General features: G+C 43.6%; 12 protein-coding genes. 11 read left to right on the forward strand and 1 reads right to left on the reverse strand.

What is annotated here, in order from left to right:
* Positions 1–2: 2 nt before the first annotated feature.
* The gene (locus ACN0TT_RS10350) at positions 3–1,643 is read right to left on the reverse strand and encodes a hypothetical protein (protein ID WP_417762069.1); all 1,641 of its coding nucleotides are present in this window, start codon (positions 1,641–1,643) and stop codon (positions 3–5) included.
* A 292-nt stretch (positions 1,644–1,935) separates the two neighbouring features.
* On the opposite strand from ACN0TT_RS10350, the gene ACN0TT_RS10355 reads away from it, so the two are divergent.
* The 11 genes from ACN0TT_RS10355 to ACN0TT_RS10405 all read left to right on the forward strand — a co-directional run bounded on the left by ACN0TT_RS10355 (position 1,936) and on the right by ACN0TT_RS10405 (position 16,324).
* Positions 1,936–2,718, forward strand: coding sequence for a VacJ family lipoprotein (locus tag ACN0TT_RS10355; protein ID WP_417762070.1), 783 nt, complete (start codon positions 1,936–1,938; stop codon positions 2,716–2,718).
* 97 nt (positions 2,719–2,815) lie between these two features.
* Positions 2,816–3,919, forward strand: a complete 1,104-nt coding sequence (locus ACN0TT_RS10360) for a response regulator (RefSeq protein WP_417762071.1) — start codon at positions 2,816–2,818, stop codon at positions 3,917–3,919.
* A gap of 338 nt (positions 3,920–4,257) precedes the next feature.
* Positions 4,258–4,758, forward strand: coding sequence for a transcription/translation regulatory transformer protein RfaH (gene rfaH, locus ACN0TT_RS10365; RefSeq protein ID WP_417762072.1), 501 nt, complete (start codon positions 4,258–4,260; stop codon positions 4,756–4,758).
* 465 nt (positions 4,759–5,223) lie between these two features.
* A complete protein-coding gene (locus ACN0TT_RS10370; RefSeq protein WP_417762073.1) occupies positions 5,224–8,025 on the forward strand; it encodes an SLBB domain-containing protein in 2,802 nt (933 codons plus the stop codon).
* Positions 8,026–8,121: 96 nt separating this feature from the next.
* The gene (locus ACN0TT_RS10375; RefSeq protein WP_417762074.1) at positions 8,122–9,081 is read left to right on the forward strand and encodes a Wzz/FepE/Etk N-terminal domain-containing protein; all 960 of its coding nucleotides are present in this window, start codon (positions 8,122–8,124) and stop codon (positions 9,079–9,081) included.
* Positions 9,082–9,124: 43 nt separating this feature from the next.
* Positions 9,125–10,165: a UDP-N-acetylglucosamine--undecaprenyl-phosphate N-acetylglucosaminephosphotransferase gene (gene wecA / locus ACN0TT_RS10380; protein ID WP_417762075.1), complete on the forward strand. Its 1,041-nt coding sequence runs from the start codon at positions 9,125–9,127 to the stop codon at positions 10,163–10,165.
* A 149-nt stretch (positions 10,166–10,314) separates the two neighbouring features.
* Positions 10,315–11,280: an FAD-binding oxidoreductase gene (locus ACN0TT_RS10385; protein WP_417762076.1), complete on the forward strand. Its 966-nt coding sequence runs from the start codon at positions 10,315–10,317 to the stop codon at positions 11,278–11,280.
* Between the two features lie 28 nt (positions 11,281–11,308).
* Positions 11,309–12,082, forward strand: a complete 774-nt coding sequence (gene rfbF / locus ACN0TT_RS10390; RefSeq protein WP_417762077.1) for a glucose-1-phosphate cytidylyltransferase — start codon at positions 11,309–11,311, stop codon at positions 12,080–12,082.
* 6 nt (positions 12,083–12,088) lie between these two features.
* Positions 12,089–13,174 (forward strand): CDP-glucose 4,6-dehydratase, encoded by a 1,086-nt coding sequence (gene rfbG, locus ACN0TT_RS10395; protein WP_417762078.1) that lies wholly within the window; start codon positions 12,089–12,091, stop codon positions 13,172–13,174.
* Between the two features lie 78 nt (positions 13,175–13,252).
* Complete coding sequence (gene rfbH / locus ACN0TT_RS10400; protein WP_417762079.1) at positions 13,253–14,566, forward strand: lipopolysaccharide biosynthesis protein RfbH; 1,314 nt, start codon at positions 13,253–13,255, stop codon at positions 14,564–14,566.
* A gap of 51 nt (positions 14,567–14,617) precedes the next feature.
* A complete protein-coding gene (locus tag ACN0TT_RS10405; protein WP_417762080.1) occupies positions 14,618–16,324 on the forward strand; it encodes a thiamine pyrophosphate-binding protein in 1,707 nt (568 codons plus the stop codon).

A 16,324-nucleotide genomic window follows, 5' to 3' on the forward strand; every position in this document is an offset into this window, starting at 1 on the left:
GGTTACACCTTAATCTTAACGAGCACATGATCGCCCGGTAATAACGTGGCGGGGATATTGGCCATATAACTATCAACGCGATCAACGGCAAAACCGACTTGAGTGAGCTTTTGCTGTAATATCGCTTCAAAGTTATTAATGCGGTCAAGAAGTAACTCGCTATTACTGGCGAGTTCTAAACGTAGTGATTTCCCCTGAACAAACGCATTAACTATCATGGCACCGCTTGAAAGACTGAATTTCAATTTAAGCTTCCATCCTTTGGTTTGCTGTTGCTCATCAGTGCCATCTTGATATTCAAATTTACCTTCTAATTGCTCAGTATGATTATCTAACTGATAGGGCAGAGCAAAATAAAAACCTGTCCCGCCCATCTCCGCCGATGCACTCTGAAATAAGCGGATGGAATGCACCATATGGCTAACACTGTCGAAACTTTTGCTATTTTCCAGTGCTTCCAATAGCTTACCGCTACTATTGCTGGCGGCTTGCAACGAGCTTAAATAATTACGCAAGCGAGCAGACATTTTATTGCTATCGAGGTTGGGCAGTTTGGCACCAAGCAGCAACTGGAACATAAACGCTACCGAGTCACTTTGAGATGCCGGCGCGCTGGTAAAAGGTTGTGCTGGTTGAAAGGTGAGTGCTGAGAGTAGCTGTTGCTGCAACACCTCAGGGTCAGCTAATTCGCTCATTAATAACGGGCTTAACGCGGGGAGAACGCGCATTAACGCGGTAGCGAGGTTATTTTTGGGTAATGCGATTGTTTCAGTCGTGGCGCTAACGCCCATTTTGCTAAGGTTTTTTTGTAGGATCTGTGCCCCATCGACGTTTGTAGCCTGCTGCACTTTCTCTGCGTTTCCCGTGCCGCTCGTTAATCCTGTATCCGTGGCAAAGAGCGATTTGGCTAACAGCGAAAGCGGCGGGTTATTTATCGGTTTTAGCTCAGCGCCGTAGGTTTTAGCTGTTGCTGAATTTATCGCGTCTGCGGTCATACGCAGTTCTAAAGCAACTTTGTCTGTATTGGCGGGCTGTAGGCTGCTGCCAAGCGGTGGCCAAGGCAACTTTTCTAACCGGTTGAGCCAGCTTGCAGTGGTTTGCGATATATCATTTTGCGCGACAACAAGGTAGTTAGGCGTTGACGTGGTGGTTCCTGAAAGAAGAGGGGGGGCTCCTTTCGCTGCCGTTAATGGCAACAGGGGAATGGTAAATTCGCTTTTTACCGGTTGCAGTTGCAATGCAAGTGAACCGCCAGTGCTGATAATCTTGACCGCATACATGCCTTCACTCAATGCAATGCTGGGTTTAAACGGAACGGTGATGTTCTCCGGAAACTGTAATTGGCCGTTAGTAAATTGCGCGATAGGTAAGGGGTATCCCTGTGGCCGTTGGGCCAGCAACTGCAGTTGCGCTAGGCCATTATCCCCAAGCCTGTTTGGGCTAAGTAGTTCAGGAGGCACTTGCTGTAATAGCTTGGCACCTAAAATCACCAAATTGGCTTGTAGCTGAGCGGCCGACGTTTGCGTTAATAGCTGTAAAACTCGCTCACCAGACGTGGTTTGCAATGCATTGGCCAACTGCGACTGGTATTCAGTTTGAAAATTCTGTCCCTGAATTGCCAGCTTAATCGTATCCTGCGTCACCGAAACCTCCACCGGTAGCAAAGCCGTGCTATTGGCCGATACAGGCGGCGTGCTAGGCGGTGGTGACGGTGCTGTGATTGTTCCGCTCACTGGCTTCATTGTTCCAAATTACCTTTTTAGTACGCTTTTATTCATATTCTGCATTTGACCTAATGAGAATGCACAGTATCCTATACAAGCGATGCGCAAAAATGGATATCAAATCGCCTTCTACTAGGAATACTATCGTCCAGTTGGGCAACTTTCTTAAGCAAAACATCTGTAAATAGCATTAACTTTCAACGAGTGTAATATGAAATATTGTCAACTGTGTCTATTAGGGACATTGTTAACCTGTAGTACCTCAATTTGGGCCGCGGAGCCTGAAACGCCAGCCGTTGAAGAGAGTGCTGTTAAAGTTACTTATAACGATCCGCGTGACCCTTGGGAAGGTTTTAACCGAGCAATGTGGAATTTTAACTACAACTATTTAGATCGCTACGTTGCTCGCCCTGTTGCGCATGGGTATCGGGATTATGTACCAAGCCCAGTTAAGACCGGCTTAGATAACTTCTTACAGAATTTAGAAGAACCCCAGTCATTGGTGAACAATACGCTTCAGGGAAAATGGCATTGGGCAGCTAATGCTACAGGTCGTTTTGTTGTGAACACTACCGTAGGCATCTTTGGGTTGATTGATGTCGCTGACATGATGGGTATGCCACGTAAGCAAGATGAGTTTAACGAGGTGCTTGGCTATTACGGTGTGCCTAATGGCCCCTATTTCATGGCGCCATTTATGGGGCCATATGTGACAAGGGAAATCACCACCGATTGGGTGGATAGTCTATACTTCCCGTTGTCAGAGCTAAGTTTCTGGCAAAACGCTTTGCGCTTGGGACTGAAAGGTCTTAATGCTCGCGCAGCAGCAATTGACCAAGAACGTTTAGTCGACAATGCTCTCGACCCATACAGCTTTGTCAAGGACGCTTACATCCAATATGTGGATTACAAAGTGTATGACGGTAAAGTACCATCGAAAAAGGACAATGATGATGAGTTGCTGGATGAATACATGCAGGAGCTTGAGGAGTAGCATCAACGTAGTACCTGAAATTGCTTTGCGAGCTTTTCAGTGTGGCTGCGGTTGCTTGTAATCACTTCATCAAGCGCAATATTTAGTAGGGCAGTGTATGGCGCTTGATGAATTAAAAATTCTACTTGTTGAGGATGATCCGGTATTCCGCACGATAGTTGCGTCGTTTTTACGAGGTCGTGGTGCGTTAGTGACAGAAGCTGGCGATGGTGAAGTCGCTTTAGCCGCTTTCTTTGCCGAGAGCTTTGACGTCGTCCTGTCAGATATCACTATGCCTAATATGGATGGTCTAGCGTTACTCTCCGAGTTAGCCCGTGCTGGGTCATATGTTCCTGCTATTGTGATGTCTGCCAATCAACAAATGTCCAATGTGACTGATGCGCTTAGGCTCGGTGCCGCAGATTATTTGGTCAAACCCATCTCAGATCTCTATCAAATAGAGCATGCTATCTATGAAAGTTTGCGCAGTACGCATTTTAATGAAAGTAACATACAACGTGATGTTGATGACTTATCTTATCTTGAGTTGAACGAGCACCTTTCGTTACTCGAACACAATGCTAATGCGGCCAAAAGCGTGCAGCAGCAACTTTTCCCTAGTTCGTCAGTCAATTACAAACAAGCGACCTTTGAATACACCCTGTTTAGCGGGCAAGACGTCAGTCCCTATTTTATCGATTCAGAGCGACTAGCTAATGGTCATCTGAGTATGTATTTAGCGCACTTTTACCCTGAGGATCATCGTGCCGCGTTTGGTTCGGTACTGTTGCGCAGCTTCATGCACCAGAGTTCACATGAGTTATTGAAAGAAAATGGTGGTCATCTCGAGCCTTGTAAAATGCTGGAGTATCTCAATCAGCGTTTAATGCAGGCGAACATGGGGATTTATGCCGATATCTTGTTAATCACCTATGTGCCGGAAAGCCGAACGGTGCATATTGCCCAGGCGGGCAGTGGCCTGCGTTGTTATATCCGTCAGCAAAATGATTTCACGCCAGTGATGTTGCCACCTGCGATTCAACTCGGGCTGGTAGAGTGGGGCGCTTGCCAAGGGCACACTCGCATGTTGCAGGAACACGAAAAACTCTGTGTCGTTTCTTCTAATCAATATCGCACTCAGCTATCGGAAAATCAGTTTAGCGGGGTGGATTATCAACCTAACTTACCCGTAGGTGGTTATTTTCAGCTGAGTGCTGACTGATCAGAGTGTAATAAAAATGTTACCTCAAGGTGCTTTTTTTACTTACATATCCCAATGATGAATTACGCAAAGCAAAAATGGTGGCAAGCGATTTTTGTAGCGAATATATAGGTATTTTTGACCCATTGTAGTAGTAACTATTTGTATCTTTTCCCGATAGAGAATAACGCTCCGTTGAGGATTAAAGGCGAATTGGAAAAGAATTGACCACTCGTCTAGTAATGATCTGCCAAAACGTCAAAATCCCGCTAACTCCGCTTTCACTCACAGAGACAACTTTGCTATGATGCCGTCCACTAGATAGGACGTCTATCCCCAAACATTGAAGTGAGCGTTAAATGAAAGGTTGGTATCTTCTATATTGCAAGCCAAAAAGCGAGCTTAGAGCTCAGCTAAATTTGGGGCTGCAAGGATTAGAAACCTATCTGCCTATGATGCAGGTAGAGAAGAAGGACAAAGGCCTTTCCCAAGTCAAAAAGTCTCCGCTTTTTCCTAACTACCTTTTTGTAAAATTCGACCCGACCGAGTTTAGCGTAAGTAAAATCCATTCAACTCGTGGTGTTGCTCGGCTTGTTGATTGTTCCGAACAGTTAACTCCTCTCAATGACATCTTGATCACTCGATTGAAACATCAGGAACTGATAGCTCCCGTCCTATCGTCATCCAAAACCTATATCTCAGGTGAAAAAGTCCGCGTTTTGGCTGGCCCATTTAGTGAACTCGAAGGTGTGTTTATCGAGCATAACGGCCAAGAACGCTGTAAAGTATTGTTCAAATTTTTAGGCAAATTGCAGTCGCTAGAGTTCGCCACTGCTGACATCGAAGCAGCAATTGCATAGGCAGTGATCTAGCAAGCCTTTGTCTGAAATGAAATTTAGTAATTTATTGAAAGTAAAATAATTTCAATAAAACAAGTTGGTAAACAGGGCATTTTGGAAGCCGAAATCCATGGGCGGTAGCGTGCCTGAAAGGGCGAGAAATCGCAGATTGTGCTCTCGAGCGCGAGGCATGGAGGCCGAGCTGGCTTTGGTACAGGATGTATCAACAGTTATGCGTAATTCATGACTCTGGCCGCAGAGCTTTTCTGACCATAGCTGATACTTCCCTTTGTATTTTAGGTAACTACTTTCGCAGGTTTACCTAGATAACTAGATTTCAAATAGCCGTATGTGGGCTAGAATTGCTGTTTTATTGTCCCTTTATTTCTTAACCATTATGGCTGACGCCTGACAGATGATGGAGATTCTTGAGTGTCACTCGTATCAAAAAAAATTAAACTAAGCCTAGCCAGCATATTGGCCGCTATGAGTTTTCAAATTGCTGCTGTCAGCATCACTCCGCAGATGATGCAGCAATTTCAGAATCTTCCTCGATCTGAGCAGGAACGTTTAGCCAAACAATACGGTATCGATCCGTCTCAATTAGGGGGCGGACAGTCGTCAAATCGTGCCAATAATTTCCAAGAACAACCGCAGTTGGTACAGCCACGCGATGATAGAGATGGAAAGGACAAAGACAAAGATGATGAAGACAGTGAGGTGCGCAGTTTTCTTAAAGAGAAAGAGAACAAGCCGTTAGAACGCTTTGGTTATGACATGTTTGCTGGTGAACCAAGTACCTTTGCCCCAATGTCAGATGTTCCGGTTCCGTCTAACTATATGGTTGGCCCTGGTGATACCGTAAAAGTGCAACTGTACGGAAAAGAGAACAGTCAATATGACTTAACTGTTACGCGGGATGGCGTGTTGCAGTTTCCTGACTTAGGGCCTGTGAATGTTAATGGATTGACGTTTTCAGAAGTGCGTGAGGTGTTAGGTAAGCAGATCAAACAGCAAATGATAGGCGTGGATAGCAACATTACCATGGGGGAATTGCGTTCTATCCGTATTTTTGTTGCTGGTGATGCTTATAAACCAGGTTCCTACACAGTCTCAAGCTTATCAACCATTACGCAAGCGTTGTTCGTGTCTGGTGGCGTAAGCGAAATAGGTTCATTACGTAACATTCAATTGAAGCGTCAGGGTAAAGTCATCGCTACGTTCGACTTGTACGACTTACTGTTAAAAGGTGACTCATCTAATGACTTGCCGCTTCGTTCTGGCGACGTAGTGTTTATCCCAGCTGTCGGACCAAGTATTCATGTTGATGGTGATGTACAGCGTCCCGCAATTTATGAATTAAAACCGCACGAAACCATGGCGCAAGTGGTTACCATGGCAGCTGGTTTTAAACCAGGAGCATATCCGAAAAGCAGTACGGTAGAGCGCTTTAACTCCGCGGGCCTAAAGTCGATTGTAGGGGTTGATTTAACCTCTGCTACTGGACAAAACATTCAGGCCCAAGACGGTGATTTTCTGCGCGTTAAGAGTTCGTCCACAGAGTACGATAATGCAGTAACCGTTGTTGGTGCCGCAGTTCGCCCGGGAGTATATCAATGGGTTCAAGGGCAACGAGTTAGTGATTTATTACCATCGTTATCAGCGGATTTGTTGACTGGAGCAGATCTAAACTACGCGTTGATTGTCCGTGAAATTAACGAACTGGGCGACATTCAAGTTCTGCAATTCTCACCAGCAAGCGCTATCACCAATCCGAGCAGCAAAGACAACGTATTGTTAAAACCTAAAGATAAGCTGGTGCTATTTAACGAAACGGATAACGTGCGTAGTCGCTTTCAGCTTAATCAGTTGATTAAAAAGCGTATTTATCATATTCAAAAAGCCAATAATGAGTTTTTTGCAGAACTGGCGAGCGATTCAGATAACAGTAATTTCAACCAACAAAACCAACAAGGAACAATGGCGCGAGGTAGTAACGCTAAAGACAACCCATTGGGTTCATTGGTGAATGGTGATTTGTTCAAGTCAGGCTTTGCCCAACTTGAACGGACGACGATGAAAAAGCGCACGCAGCTTGCTGGCGTGGTAATCGGTGATGGTGAAGAGCCAGAAGATAGCGATGTTATTTCGTCTGAAGTCGAAAAGATGCTGTCACAGCTGTTCAATGACAAAGGTCTGATCAAACTCAGCGCCGAATTAAATCGTCAAGAGTTGTTGTATCCCATTATCACTAAATTGAAGGCTCAAGGTCGAGCTGGTGCAGAAACTCAGGTCGTTGCGGTACATGGTGAGGTACGCTATGCCGGCATTTACCCACTGACAGAACACGCTGATATTAATAGCCTTATCGCTGCAGCAGGCGGCTTGAAAGAGGGGGCTTATACGCAGCGCGCTGAATTAACTCGCACAGTAACGGATAAAGATTCATCGTCCATTACGCATATCAACATTAGCGTGCAAAAAGCACTGGAACGTGATCAAGCGGCCAATATCAGTTTGCAACCACGCGATGTGCTTACGGTGATGCGTACCCCTGAATGGCAAGAGACGCAAACCGTTGAAGTCCGTGGTGAAGTTAAATTCCCTGGCATTTATAGTATCCGTCGTGGTGAGACCCTTGAACAGGTAGTACAACGTGCCGGTGGTTTTACTGACCACGCTTACCTACCATCAGCCGTATTTGTGCGTGATTCGATTAAGAAGCAAGAGCAAATCGAAATCGAAAAGTTGGCCGACCAACTGCGTCGTGACTTGGCCACCCGTGGGGTTTCGAAAGAAGATACGGTAACCAACTACGATGATGCGCAAAAAATGCTGAATGACCTTGAAAACATTAAAGCTGTTGGTCGCTTAGTGATCGACTTGCCGGCGATTTCGTTAGGTATTAAAGAAGCAGATCTGCAGCTAGAAAACAAAGATGTGCTGTATGTGCCTGCACTTAAACAAACCATTTCAGTGGTGGGTGAAGTGCAGCATCCATCGACTCATCGTTTCAAAACGGGTATGTCATTACATGAATATTTAGATATGGCAGGTGGTGCACGTAAGCGGGCTGATGAAGACCGTATCTATGTGATTAAAGCAGATGGCTCAGTAATGCTGCCGCATAACTCTAGCTGGTTTAGCAGTGAAGATGAATTGCAACCGGGTGATACTATTGTCGTACCGTTAGATACCGAATACAAAGACAAGTTGACACTGTGGTCACAGGTAACCTCAATCTTCTATAACTCTGCTGTCGCTGTCGCTGCATTGGCAAGTTTCTAACGCATTATCGTCGTTTGATGACCATTACCCGCACTATGGTTCGGGTAGTGGTACAAAACGACTTGAATCATTTTCACTAAAACTAATTACACATTTATGCCTAATACTAAACTAGAAATGCAGGATGCCGAGTTTGCTCGGCAATCAGCAGATGATGAGATAGACCTAAGGGAACTGGCCAGCGTTCTCTGGGCGGGAAAGAAACTAATTATTGCCATTACTTTTGTGTTTGCCTGTGCGTCGGTAGCGATAGCATTGCTGATGCCTAACATCTACAAGTCGGAAGCGCTGCTTGCGCCAGCAGAAGAGCAACAAAATGGCGGGTTAGCTGGTCTTGCTGGTCAATTTGGTGGCTTAGCCAGCATGGCTGGAATCAATTTAGGTAGCTCAGCAGGTACAGACAAGACTGCATTAGCAATTGAAGTGATGAAGTCGCGCAAATTTACCAGTGCTTTCATCCAAAAGCATCACATTTTGCCAGATCTTATGGCGGTAGATAAGTGGAGCTTAAGTGACAATAAAATCAGTTATGACTCTGAAGTGTACGACTCAAATTCCGAACAGTGGCTTCGAGATGTAACTCCTCCTAAGCAGCCAAAGCCTTCGATGCAAGAAGCATATAAAGAGTTTAGCAAGATATTCAGTGTTTCCAGTGATAAAGAATCAGGCCTTGTTACTGTCGCTATTGAACATAAATCGCCGTACGTGGCTAAGCAGTGGGTGGATTGGTTAGTCGCAGATATTAATGACGTTATGCGCCAGCGTGACGTTAAAGAGGCAAAACGCTCAGCGGAGTATTTAGAGAAGCAAATTGAGCAGACCAATGTCGCAGATATACGCACAGTGCTCTATAAATTAGTGGAGGAGCAGGCTAAAACAATAATGTTTGCCGAAGTGCGTGATGAATATGTGTTTAAAACCGTTGATCCTGCTGTTGCCGCGGAACAAAAGTTTAAACCTAAACGTGCTCTAATCTGCGTTCTCGGCACCTTACTCGGTGGCATGCTAGCGATTTTTGTGGTGTTAATTCGGCATTTTATTAACAAAGAAAACTGAGCAATCAGCAGGTAACATGATTTCCATATCAAGGACTTGAGAAATGGATTATTTAATTCCCTTGGCGTCGAGCTTTTTTATTTCATTCATTGCAGTCAAGATAATACGTCCAATTGCAGTAAGAGCAGGCCTGGTTGATTTGCCCAATGAGCGTAAGTTACACAGCGGGGCAATCCCCCTCATTGGCGGCGTATGTATCTATATCGGTGTATTAATGGCATCGATGTTTTTTATCGAAGATAGCCAGACCATTAATATCTATTTCGTATCTGCCGCAATGTTGCTGTTCCTTGGGGTTTTAGATGATAAGTATGACCTCTCAGTAAGGCTTAGATTAGCGTCCCAAGTGATTGTCGCCTCAATGATGATTTTTGGGGCGGGTTACTACTTGCATAGCCTAGGGGCCATTTTAGGCTTTGAGCTGTATCTTGGGGTATTTGGTACGTTAGTCACCGTAATTGCGGTGATTGGCGCCATTAATGCCTTTAACATGGTAGATGGTATTGATGGGCTCGCAGGCATGTTAAGCCTAATCACCTTTGCCGCCTTAGCTTATCTTTTAAGCCGGGCAAATAATGATTGGTATTTACTACCGGTGCTATTTATCGCCTCTATCGTGGCTTACTTAATGTTTAACCTCAGTTGGCCGCGAAACTTGGGTAAAATCTTTATGGGTGATGCGGGCAGTATGTTGATTGGCCTGACTGTGGTCTGGCTATTAGTGATCGGCACCGACCCCAATGTGCAAGCCTTTCGCCCAGTTACTGCGTTATATTTAATTGCGATTCCTCTGATGGATATGACATCAATTATGTATCGTCGCATCAGAAAAGGCGTATCACCGTTCCACCCTGACCGTAATCACTTACATCATATTTTTGAACGTGCAGGATTTAGTAGAAGACAAACGTTAGCCATTATTTCTATTATGGGAATTGTCTTAGCTACTATAGGATGTATATCCGAAATATATAATGTCTCGGAATGGATAATGTTCGCGATTTTTATATTAATATTTTTGTCGTACTCTTGGATATTGAATCATATCTGGCAAGTGTTGAGTTGGTTTAGAAAGTCTTATTAGGGACAATTATAAAGCGAATTGTTTAGCAGAGACTCTAAACGTTAAGGTGAATTTTGGTTCACAATTGATTTGTGGGTTTATTTAGGTTTTATGTTTTTATTTTTCTATCTTAGAAATTCGAATCTTCTAAATATGAGTCAAAAGCGAATATGAGTTTTAAAGTTGAAATTCAGCCATCTAAGGTTACATTCTCTACAGAGAATATGTTGCTTGATGATGCAATATCACAAAATGTTATTCTTGAACATAGCTGTAAGAATGGAGTCTGTGGAGCTTGTAAAGCTAAGTTGCTAAAAGGATTGGTAGAAAATGAACACGGGCAGACGGTAGATAGTGGAGAAATTCTCACATGCTGCTCGATAGCTAAATCAGATGTAGTTCTTGAAGTCGAATACCACCCCGAGTTGGCACAAGTAAAGGTTCAAACTATACCTTGTAAATTAACCGAATTTCATTATGCGACAGAAGATATCATTGTGCTTACGTTGCGTTACCCCCCGTCAGTGAATTTTGTATTTCTTCCAGGGCAGTATGTCGACTTGAGTTTTCAAGGAATAGTGCGAAGTTATTCTATCGCTAGTGCTGATGGCGAAAATAAGCAAATTGAATTACATATTCGCAAAGTTCCAGAAGGAAAAATGTCAAATTTGCTTTTTGGGTCAGTATCTAAAGAACAGTTAATGCGAATAGAAGGACCAAAAGGAACGTTCTTTGTTAGGGAAAACACTAAAAAATTGCTATTTGTCGCAACGGGAACCGGAATTTCCTCAGTCAAGTCTATGGTTAAGAATCTTGTTCAACAGTATGACGAAAGAGAGATTTATATATATTGGGGAATGAGAACAGAAGATGAAATATATGAGGTAGAACTGAAAGCGTTGTCTGAACTACACTCAAACGTGTTTTTTTGTCCTTTATTATCCCGTGATAGCGTTTCTGATATGAGAAAAGGCTACGTACAAAATGCTGTCCTTGAAGATTTCAAGACTTTTGAGGATGTAGAAGTTTACGCTTGTGGTTCAATGAAAATGATTGAAGATGCAAAAGTGAAATTCTTGGAAAAGGGTTTACTTTTGAGCGCGTTTCACTCAGATGCATATACCCCTGCAAAGTAATTGTTAATTTAGTTGGAGAATTCTTATAATGAAAGCAGTAATTTTGGCAGGAGGCCTAGGTACCCGTATCAGTGAGGAAACCGTGGTTAAACCAAAGCCTATGGTAGAAATTGGTGGTAAACCGATTTTGTGGCACATTCTCAAAATGTACTCCGCCCATGGCATTAACGATTTTATTATTTGCTGTGGTTATAAAGGGTATGTAATTAAAGAATATTTTGCTAACTATTTTCTGCATATGTCAGATGTGACTTTTAATATGCGTGACAACCATATGGAAGTACATCATCGGCGCGCGGAGCCATGGAATGTTACCTTGGTTGATACTGGTGAACACTCAATGACTGGTGGTCGCTTGAAACGTGTTGCTGAACATCTCAAAGATGAAGACGCCTTTTTGTTTACATATGGTGATGGCGTTTCTGATGTAGATATTAGCGCGTCCATCGAATTTCATCGCAACCACGGTAAGTTAGCAACATTAACTGCAACATTTCCACCTGGACGTTTTGGTGCGTTGGATCTGGAAGATGGTCAAGTCAAATCCTTTAAGGAGAAACCTAAAGGTGATGGTGCGATGATCAATGGCGGTTTCTTTGTGTTAAGTCCAAAGGTTATCGATCTTATCGAAAACGACGCTACCACTTGGGAACAAAAGCCTCTAATGCAATTAGCAGAGCAAGGGCAATTGATGGCATATGAACACCAAGGATTCTGGCAGCCAATGGATACGCTACGTGATAAGCATTACCTCGAAGAGCTGTGGCAAGAAAATAAAGCACCATGGAAAGTTTGGGAGTAATTAACGTTGGCAATAGATAAAGCATTTTGGAAAGGGAAACGCGTTTTTGTCACCGGACATACCGGCTTTAAAGGCGGTTGGCTGTCTTTATGGTTGGAGGAAATGGGTGCAACGGTACGCGGCTATTCACTGCCAGCGCCAACGACCCCTAGCTTGTTTGAACAAGCTAGGGTAACCCAAGGCTTATTGTCTGAAGAAGGCGATATTCGTGATCACCTGCATCTCCGCCAAGCCATGGCGGAATTTAAGCCTGAAATCGTATTTCACATGGCTGCACAACCGCTAGTGCGTTTGTCTTACGAAGACCCCGTAGAAACCTACTCCACCAACGTAATGGGCACGGTATATGTACTTGAAGTCGTTCGCGCTGTCGGTGGTGTTAAAGCCGTGGTTAATATTACCAGCGATAAGTGTTACGAAAACCGTGAATGGGTTTGGGGGTATCGTGAAAACGAAGCAATGGGGGGGTACGATCCTTATTCAAACAGTAAAGGTTGTGCGGAGTTAGTTGCATCGGCCTATCGTAATTCTTTTTTTAATCCGAAAGACTATGCCAAACATGGCGTCGCGTTGGCGTCTGTGCGTGCTGGTAACGTTATTGGTGGTGGCGATTGGGCTAAAGACCGTCTAATTCCAGACATCCTTAGATCATTTGAGCAATCTCAGCCAGTAGTGATCCGCAATCCTCACTCTATTCGCCCATGGCAGCACGTGCTTGAGCCACTTTCTGGTTACATTTTGATTGCGCAGCAGCTGTACCTGCATGGTTGTGAATTTGCTGAAGGTTGGAACTTTGGGCCCAATGACAATGATGCTAAACCAGTTGAGTACATTGTTAATAAAATGACCCAGCTCTGGGGTGATGATGCCACATGGCAACTCGACGGCGCTGAACATCCCCATGAAGCGCACTACTTAAAACTTGATTGCTCTAAAGCCAAAACGCGCCTTAATTGGCAACCTCAGTGGGATTTAGATACTACCTTAGCGCGCATCGTTCGTTGGCACAAAGCGTGGCTGGCTAATAATGACATGCGAGAGGAGACGTTGTGCGAAATCCGCGATTACATGAGTGCAGCGGAAATTAATTAATTCGCCGACATTATTCAATAACGCTGACTGAATTTACCGGCAGCAACATTTAAAAAATAACGATAGGAATAGAGACTGATGAGCACTCAAGAGTTACGAGAGCAAATTGCGGAACTGGTTGGAAAGTATGCAGAGCAAGCGTTAGCGCCCAAAATGTTCGTGGCAGGTCAAAGTGTTGTTCCACCATCAGGTAAAGTAATTGGTGCCAAAGAGCTGCAACTAATGGTTGAAGCGTCACTAGATGGTTGGTTGACGACAGGCCGATTTAACGATGCATTTGAAAAAAAATTGGGTGAATATATTGGTGTTCCTCATGTGCTAACTACCACTTCAGGCTCATCCGCTAACCTCCTAGCATTAACTGCATTGACGTCGCATAAGTTGGGCGAGCGTGCATTAAAACCGGGTGATGAAGTTATCACCGTAGCAGCAGGCTTCCCAACTACCGTTAACCCAGCTATTCAGAATGGGCTCATTCCTGTGTTTGTTGACGTCGATATTCCGACATACAACATCGATGCAGCCTTAATTGAAGCGGCCGTTACTGAAAAAACTAAAGCAATCATGGTGGCGCATACTTTAGGTAACCCATTCAATCTTGCTGAAGTTCGCAAAATTGCCGATAAATACAATCTTTGGTTAGTGGAAGATTGCTGTGATGCTCTAGGCACTAAGTATGATGGTCAAATGGTTGGCACTTTTGGCGATATCGGTACTGTAAGTTTTTACCCTGCACACCACATAACAATGGGTGAGGGCGGCGCAGTATTCACGAAGTCTAAAGAGCTGAAAGTCATTATTGAGTCATTCCGTGACTGGGGGCGTGACTGTTATTGTGCTCCTGGCTGTGACAATACGTGTGGTAAGCGCTTTGGGCAGCAGTTGGGTTCTCTGCCTTCTGGCTATGACCACAAATACACCTATTCTCATCTAGGTTACAACCTCAAAATAACCGATATGCAAGCGGCTTGCGGTTTAGCGCAACTTGAGCGTGTTGAAGAGTTTGTGGCACAACGTAAAGCGAACTTCGCGTATTTGAAAGCAGGTCTAAGCAGCTGTGCTGAATTCCTAGAATTGCCTGAAGCTACGCCTAACTCGGAGCCCTCTTGGTTTGGTTTTCCTATTACATTAAAGGAAACTGCCGGCGTGAGTCGAATAGAGTTGGTTAAATTCCTCGACGACGCAAAAATCGGTACTCGTCTACTGTTTGCTGGCAACTTAACTCGTCAGCCGTACTTTGAAGGCCGCGAATATCGAGTGGTGGAAGATTTAACGAATACTGATCGTATCATGAATCAAACATTCTGGATTGGTATTTATCCAGGATTAACTAAAGAACACTTGAATTACGTAATATCAAAATTCGAAGAATTTTTTGGCCTAAATTTTTAATAAAAATTAGTTACGTATAAATTTTGTCCTACTATATTATCGGATAATACAATGAAAGCATCAGATGCGGTTGCTCATGTGCTAGCAGCAAATAATATCACCTACGGGTTTGAACTAATTGGTGGAATGATTGCACATTTAGTAGATAGCATTAATGTACATGGGAAGACAAAACTTGTTTCCTTACATCATGAACAGTCCGCGTCTTTTGCTGCTGGTGCAGTAGCGCGAGCTACCAACAACCAACATATAGGGTTGGCGCTAGGTACCAGTGGGCCAGGTGCTACTAATTTGGTAACGGGAATAGCTGACTGCTGGCTCGACAGCTATCCTTGCGTTTTTCTGACAGGACAAGTTAATACAAATGAATTGAAGAACGAGCGAGCTATCAGGCAACAAGGATTTCAAGAGCTTGATATAGTAAGTATTGTCAGTAGTATCACTAAATATGCATGCCAAATTAAAACCGTTGATGAATTAATTCCAACGCTGCAGAAAGCAATCGATATCGCGAAAACAGGCCGACCTGGGCCAGTTTTGCTAGACATACCTATGGATATTCAACGTGCTGAATTACCGTCAGATGCAATAGACTATTTAAGTAGTCTTCATTTGAATGCACCGGAAGATAACGCAAGTAATGTCGATTTTCAGAATATTATCCAACAACTAAAGGAAGCAAAAAAACCACTATTTTTAATTGGTGGTGGAGCTGTTAATGAGGATAGTTTTCAATTATGGCAGAAAAGCCTGAGGGACTTCGAGCTCCCTTATGTGTCGAGTCTAAAAGGTAGTGAGAAGTGCACTGCATACAACGGTTATTACGGTCTAATAGGTAGTTATGGAACCAGAACTGCCAATTATGCCCTTCAGAATTGTGACCTTTTAGTTGTGGTCGGCAGTCGGATGGATGTGAGACAGACTGGCGCGAATACAGATGATTTCGCGAGAAGTGCTAGAGTTATCCAAATTGATATTGATAAAGGTCAGCTAAATAATAGAATTCTAGCTGATCTAAGTGTCAATTGTTCGTGTGAGACATTTTTCAAATTTTGGTTAGATAGAGTTCAGCCCCAAGACATTAACGTTAACTCTGAGTGGAATAATGTTCTAGCACTACATTGGGAAAAATATTTTGTCGATGAGTATGAAGAACTAAAAATTAGTCCATTTGCGGTATGTAGTGTTTTACATGATAAGTTCAAGAACATGCCAGTCCAATATGTTGCTGATGTAGGCAATAATCAAATGTGGGCAGCACATTCCCTTTTACTGTGCGAACAACAGGCTATTCATCATTCCGGCGGATTAGGGGCTATGGGATTTGCAATACCATCTGGCATAGGCGTTGCCTATGCGAAGCAAAAGCCTGTGGTTATTCTGACCGGAGATGGTGGTGCACAGTTAAATATCCAAGAGTTAGATATTATCGCACGTGAGCAATTACCAATTCTTACTATTGTTTTCAATAATGAATCATTAGGTATGGTTAGGGCTTTCCAAGAAATGTACTTTGAAGGTCGAAATCAATCAACTTATTGGAAAGGATATTCCGCTAGATTCACTGCGATAGGGGAAGCTTACCATGTGCCGTCTATTGCCATCGATAATATTGAGGAATTTAAAGCTCATGTTATTGATTTTATTGCGAACCCTCGGCCAATGCTAATAGAAGTCCTAATGTGTGATGCAAGAGAATGTAGACCACGTCTTGCATTTGGAAATCCTATTGATAAACAGTTTCCTCTTAAGGATTAA

This window comes from Shewanella sp. (assembly GCF_048265805.1).
Classification (GTDB): domain Bacteria; phylum Pseudomonadota; class Gammaproteobacteria; order Enterobacterales; family Shewanellaceae; genus Shewanella.

Excerpts from the sequence above, each read along its gene's own strand:
- ACN0TT_RS10370 (WP_417762073.1), top strand. The coding sequence starts at position 5,224 with ATGAGTTTTCAAATTGCTGCTGTCAGCATCACTCCGCAGATGATGCAG.
- rfbF (WP_417762077.1), top strand. The coding sequence starts at position 11,309 with ATGAAAGCAGTAATTTTGGCAGGAGGCCTAGGTACCCGTATCAGTGAG.
- rfbH (WP_417762079.1), top strand. The coding sequence starts at position 13,253 with ATGAGCACTCAAGAGTTACGAGAGCAAATTGCGGAACTGGTTGGAAAG.
- rfaH (WP_417762072.1), top strand. The coding sequence starts at position 4,258 with ATGAAAGGTTGGTATCTTCTATATTGCAAGCCAAAAAGCGAGCTTAGA.
- ACN0TT_RS10385 (WP_417762076.1), top strand. The coding sequence starts at position 10,315 with ATGAGTTTTAAAGTTGAAATTCAGCCATCTAAGGTTACATTCTCTACA.
- wecA (WP_417762075.1), top strand. The coding sequence starts at position 9,125 with ATGGATTATTTAATTCCCTTGGCGTCGAGCTTTTTTATTTCATTCATT.
- ACN0TT_RS10360 (WP_417762071.1), top strand. The coding sequence starts at position 2,816 with ATGGCGCTTGATGAATTAAAAATTCTACTTGTTGAGGATGATCCGGTA.
- ACN0TT_RS10405 (WP_417762080.1), top strand. The coding sequence starts at position 14,618 with ATGAAAGCATCAGATGCGGTTGCTCATGTGCTAGCAGCAAATAATATC.
- ACN0TT_RS10375 (WP_417762074.1), top strand. The coding sequence starts at position 8,122 with ATGCCTAATACTAAACTAGAAATGCAGGATGCCGAGTTTGCTCGGCAA.
- ACN0TT_RS10355 (WP_417762070.1), top strand. The coding sequence starts at position 1,936 with ATGAAATATTGTCAACTGTGTCTATTAGGGACATTGTTAACCTGTAGT.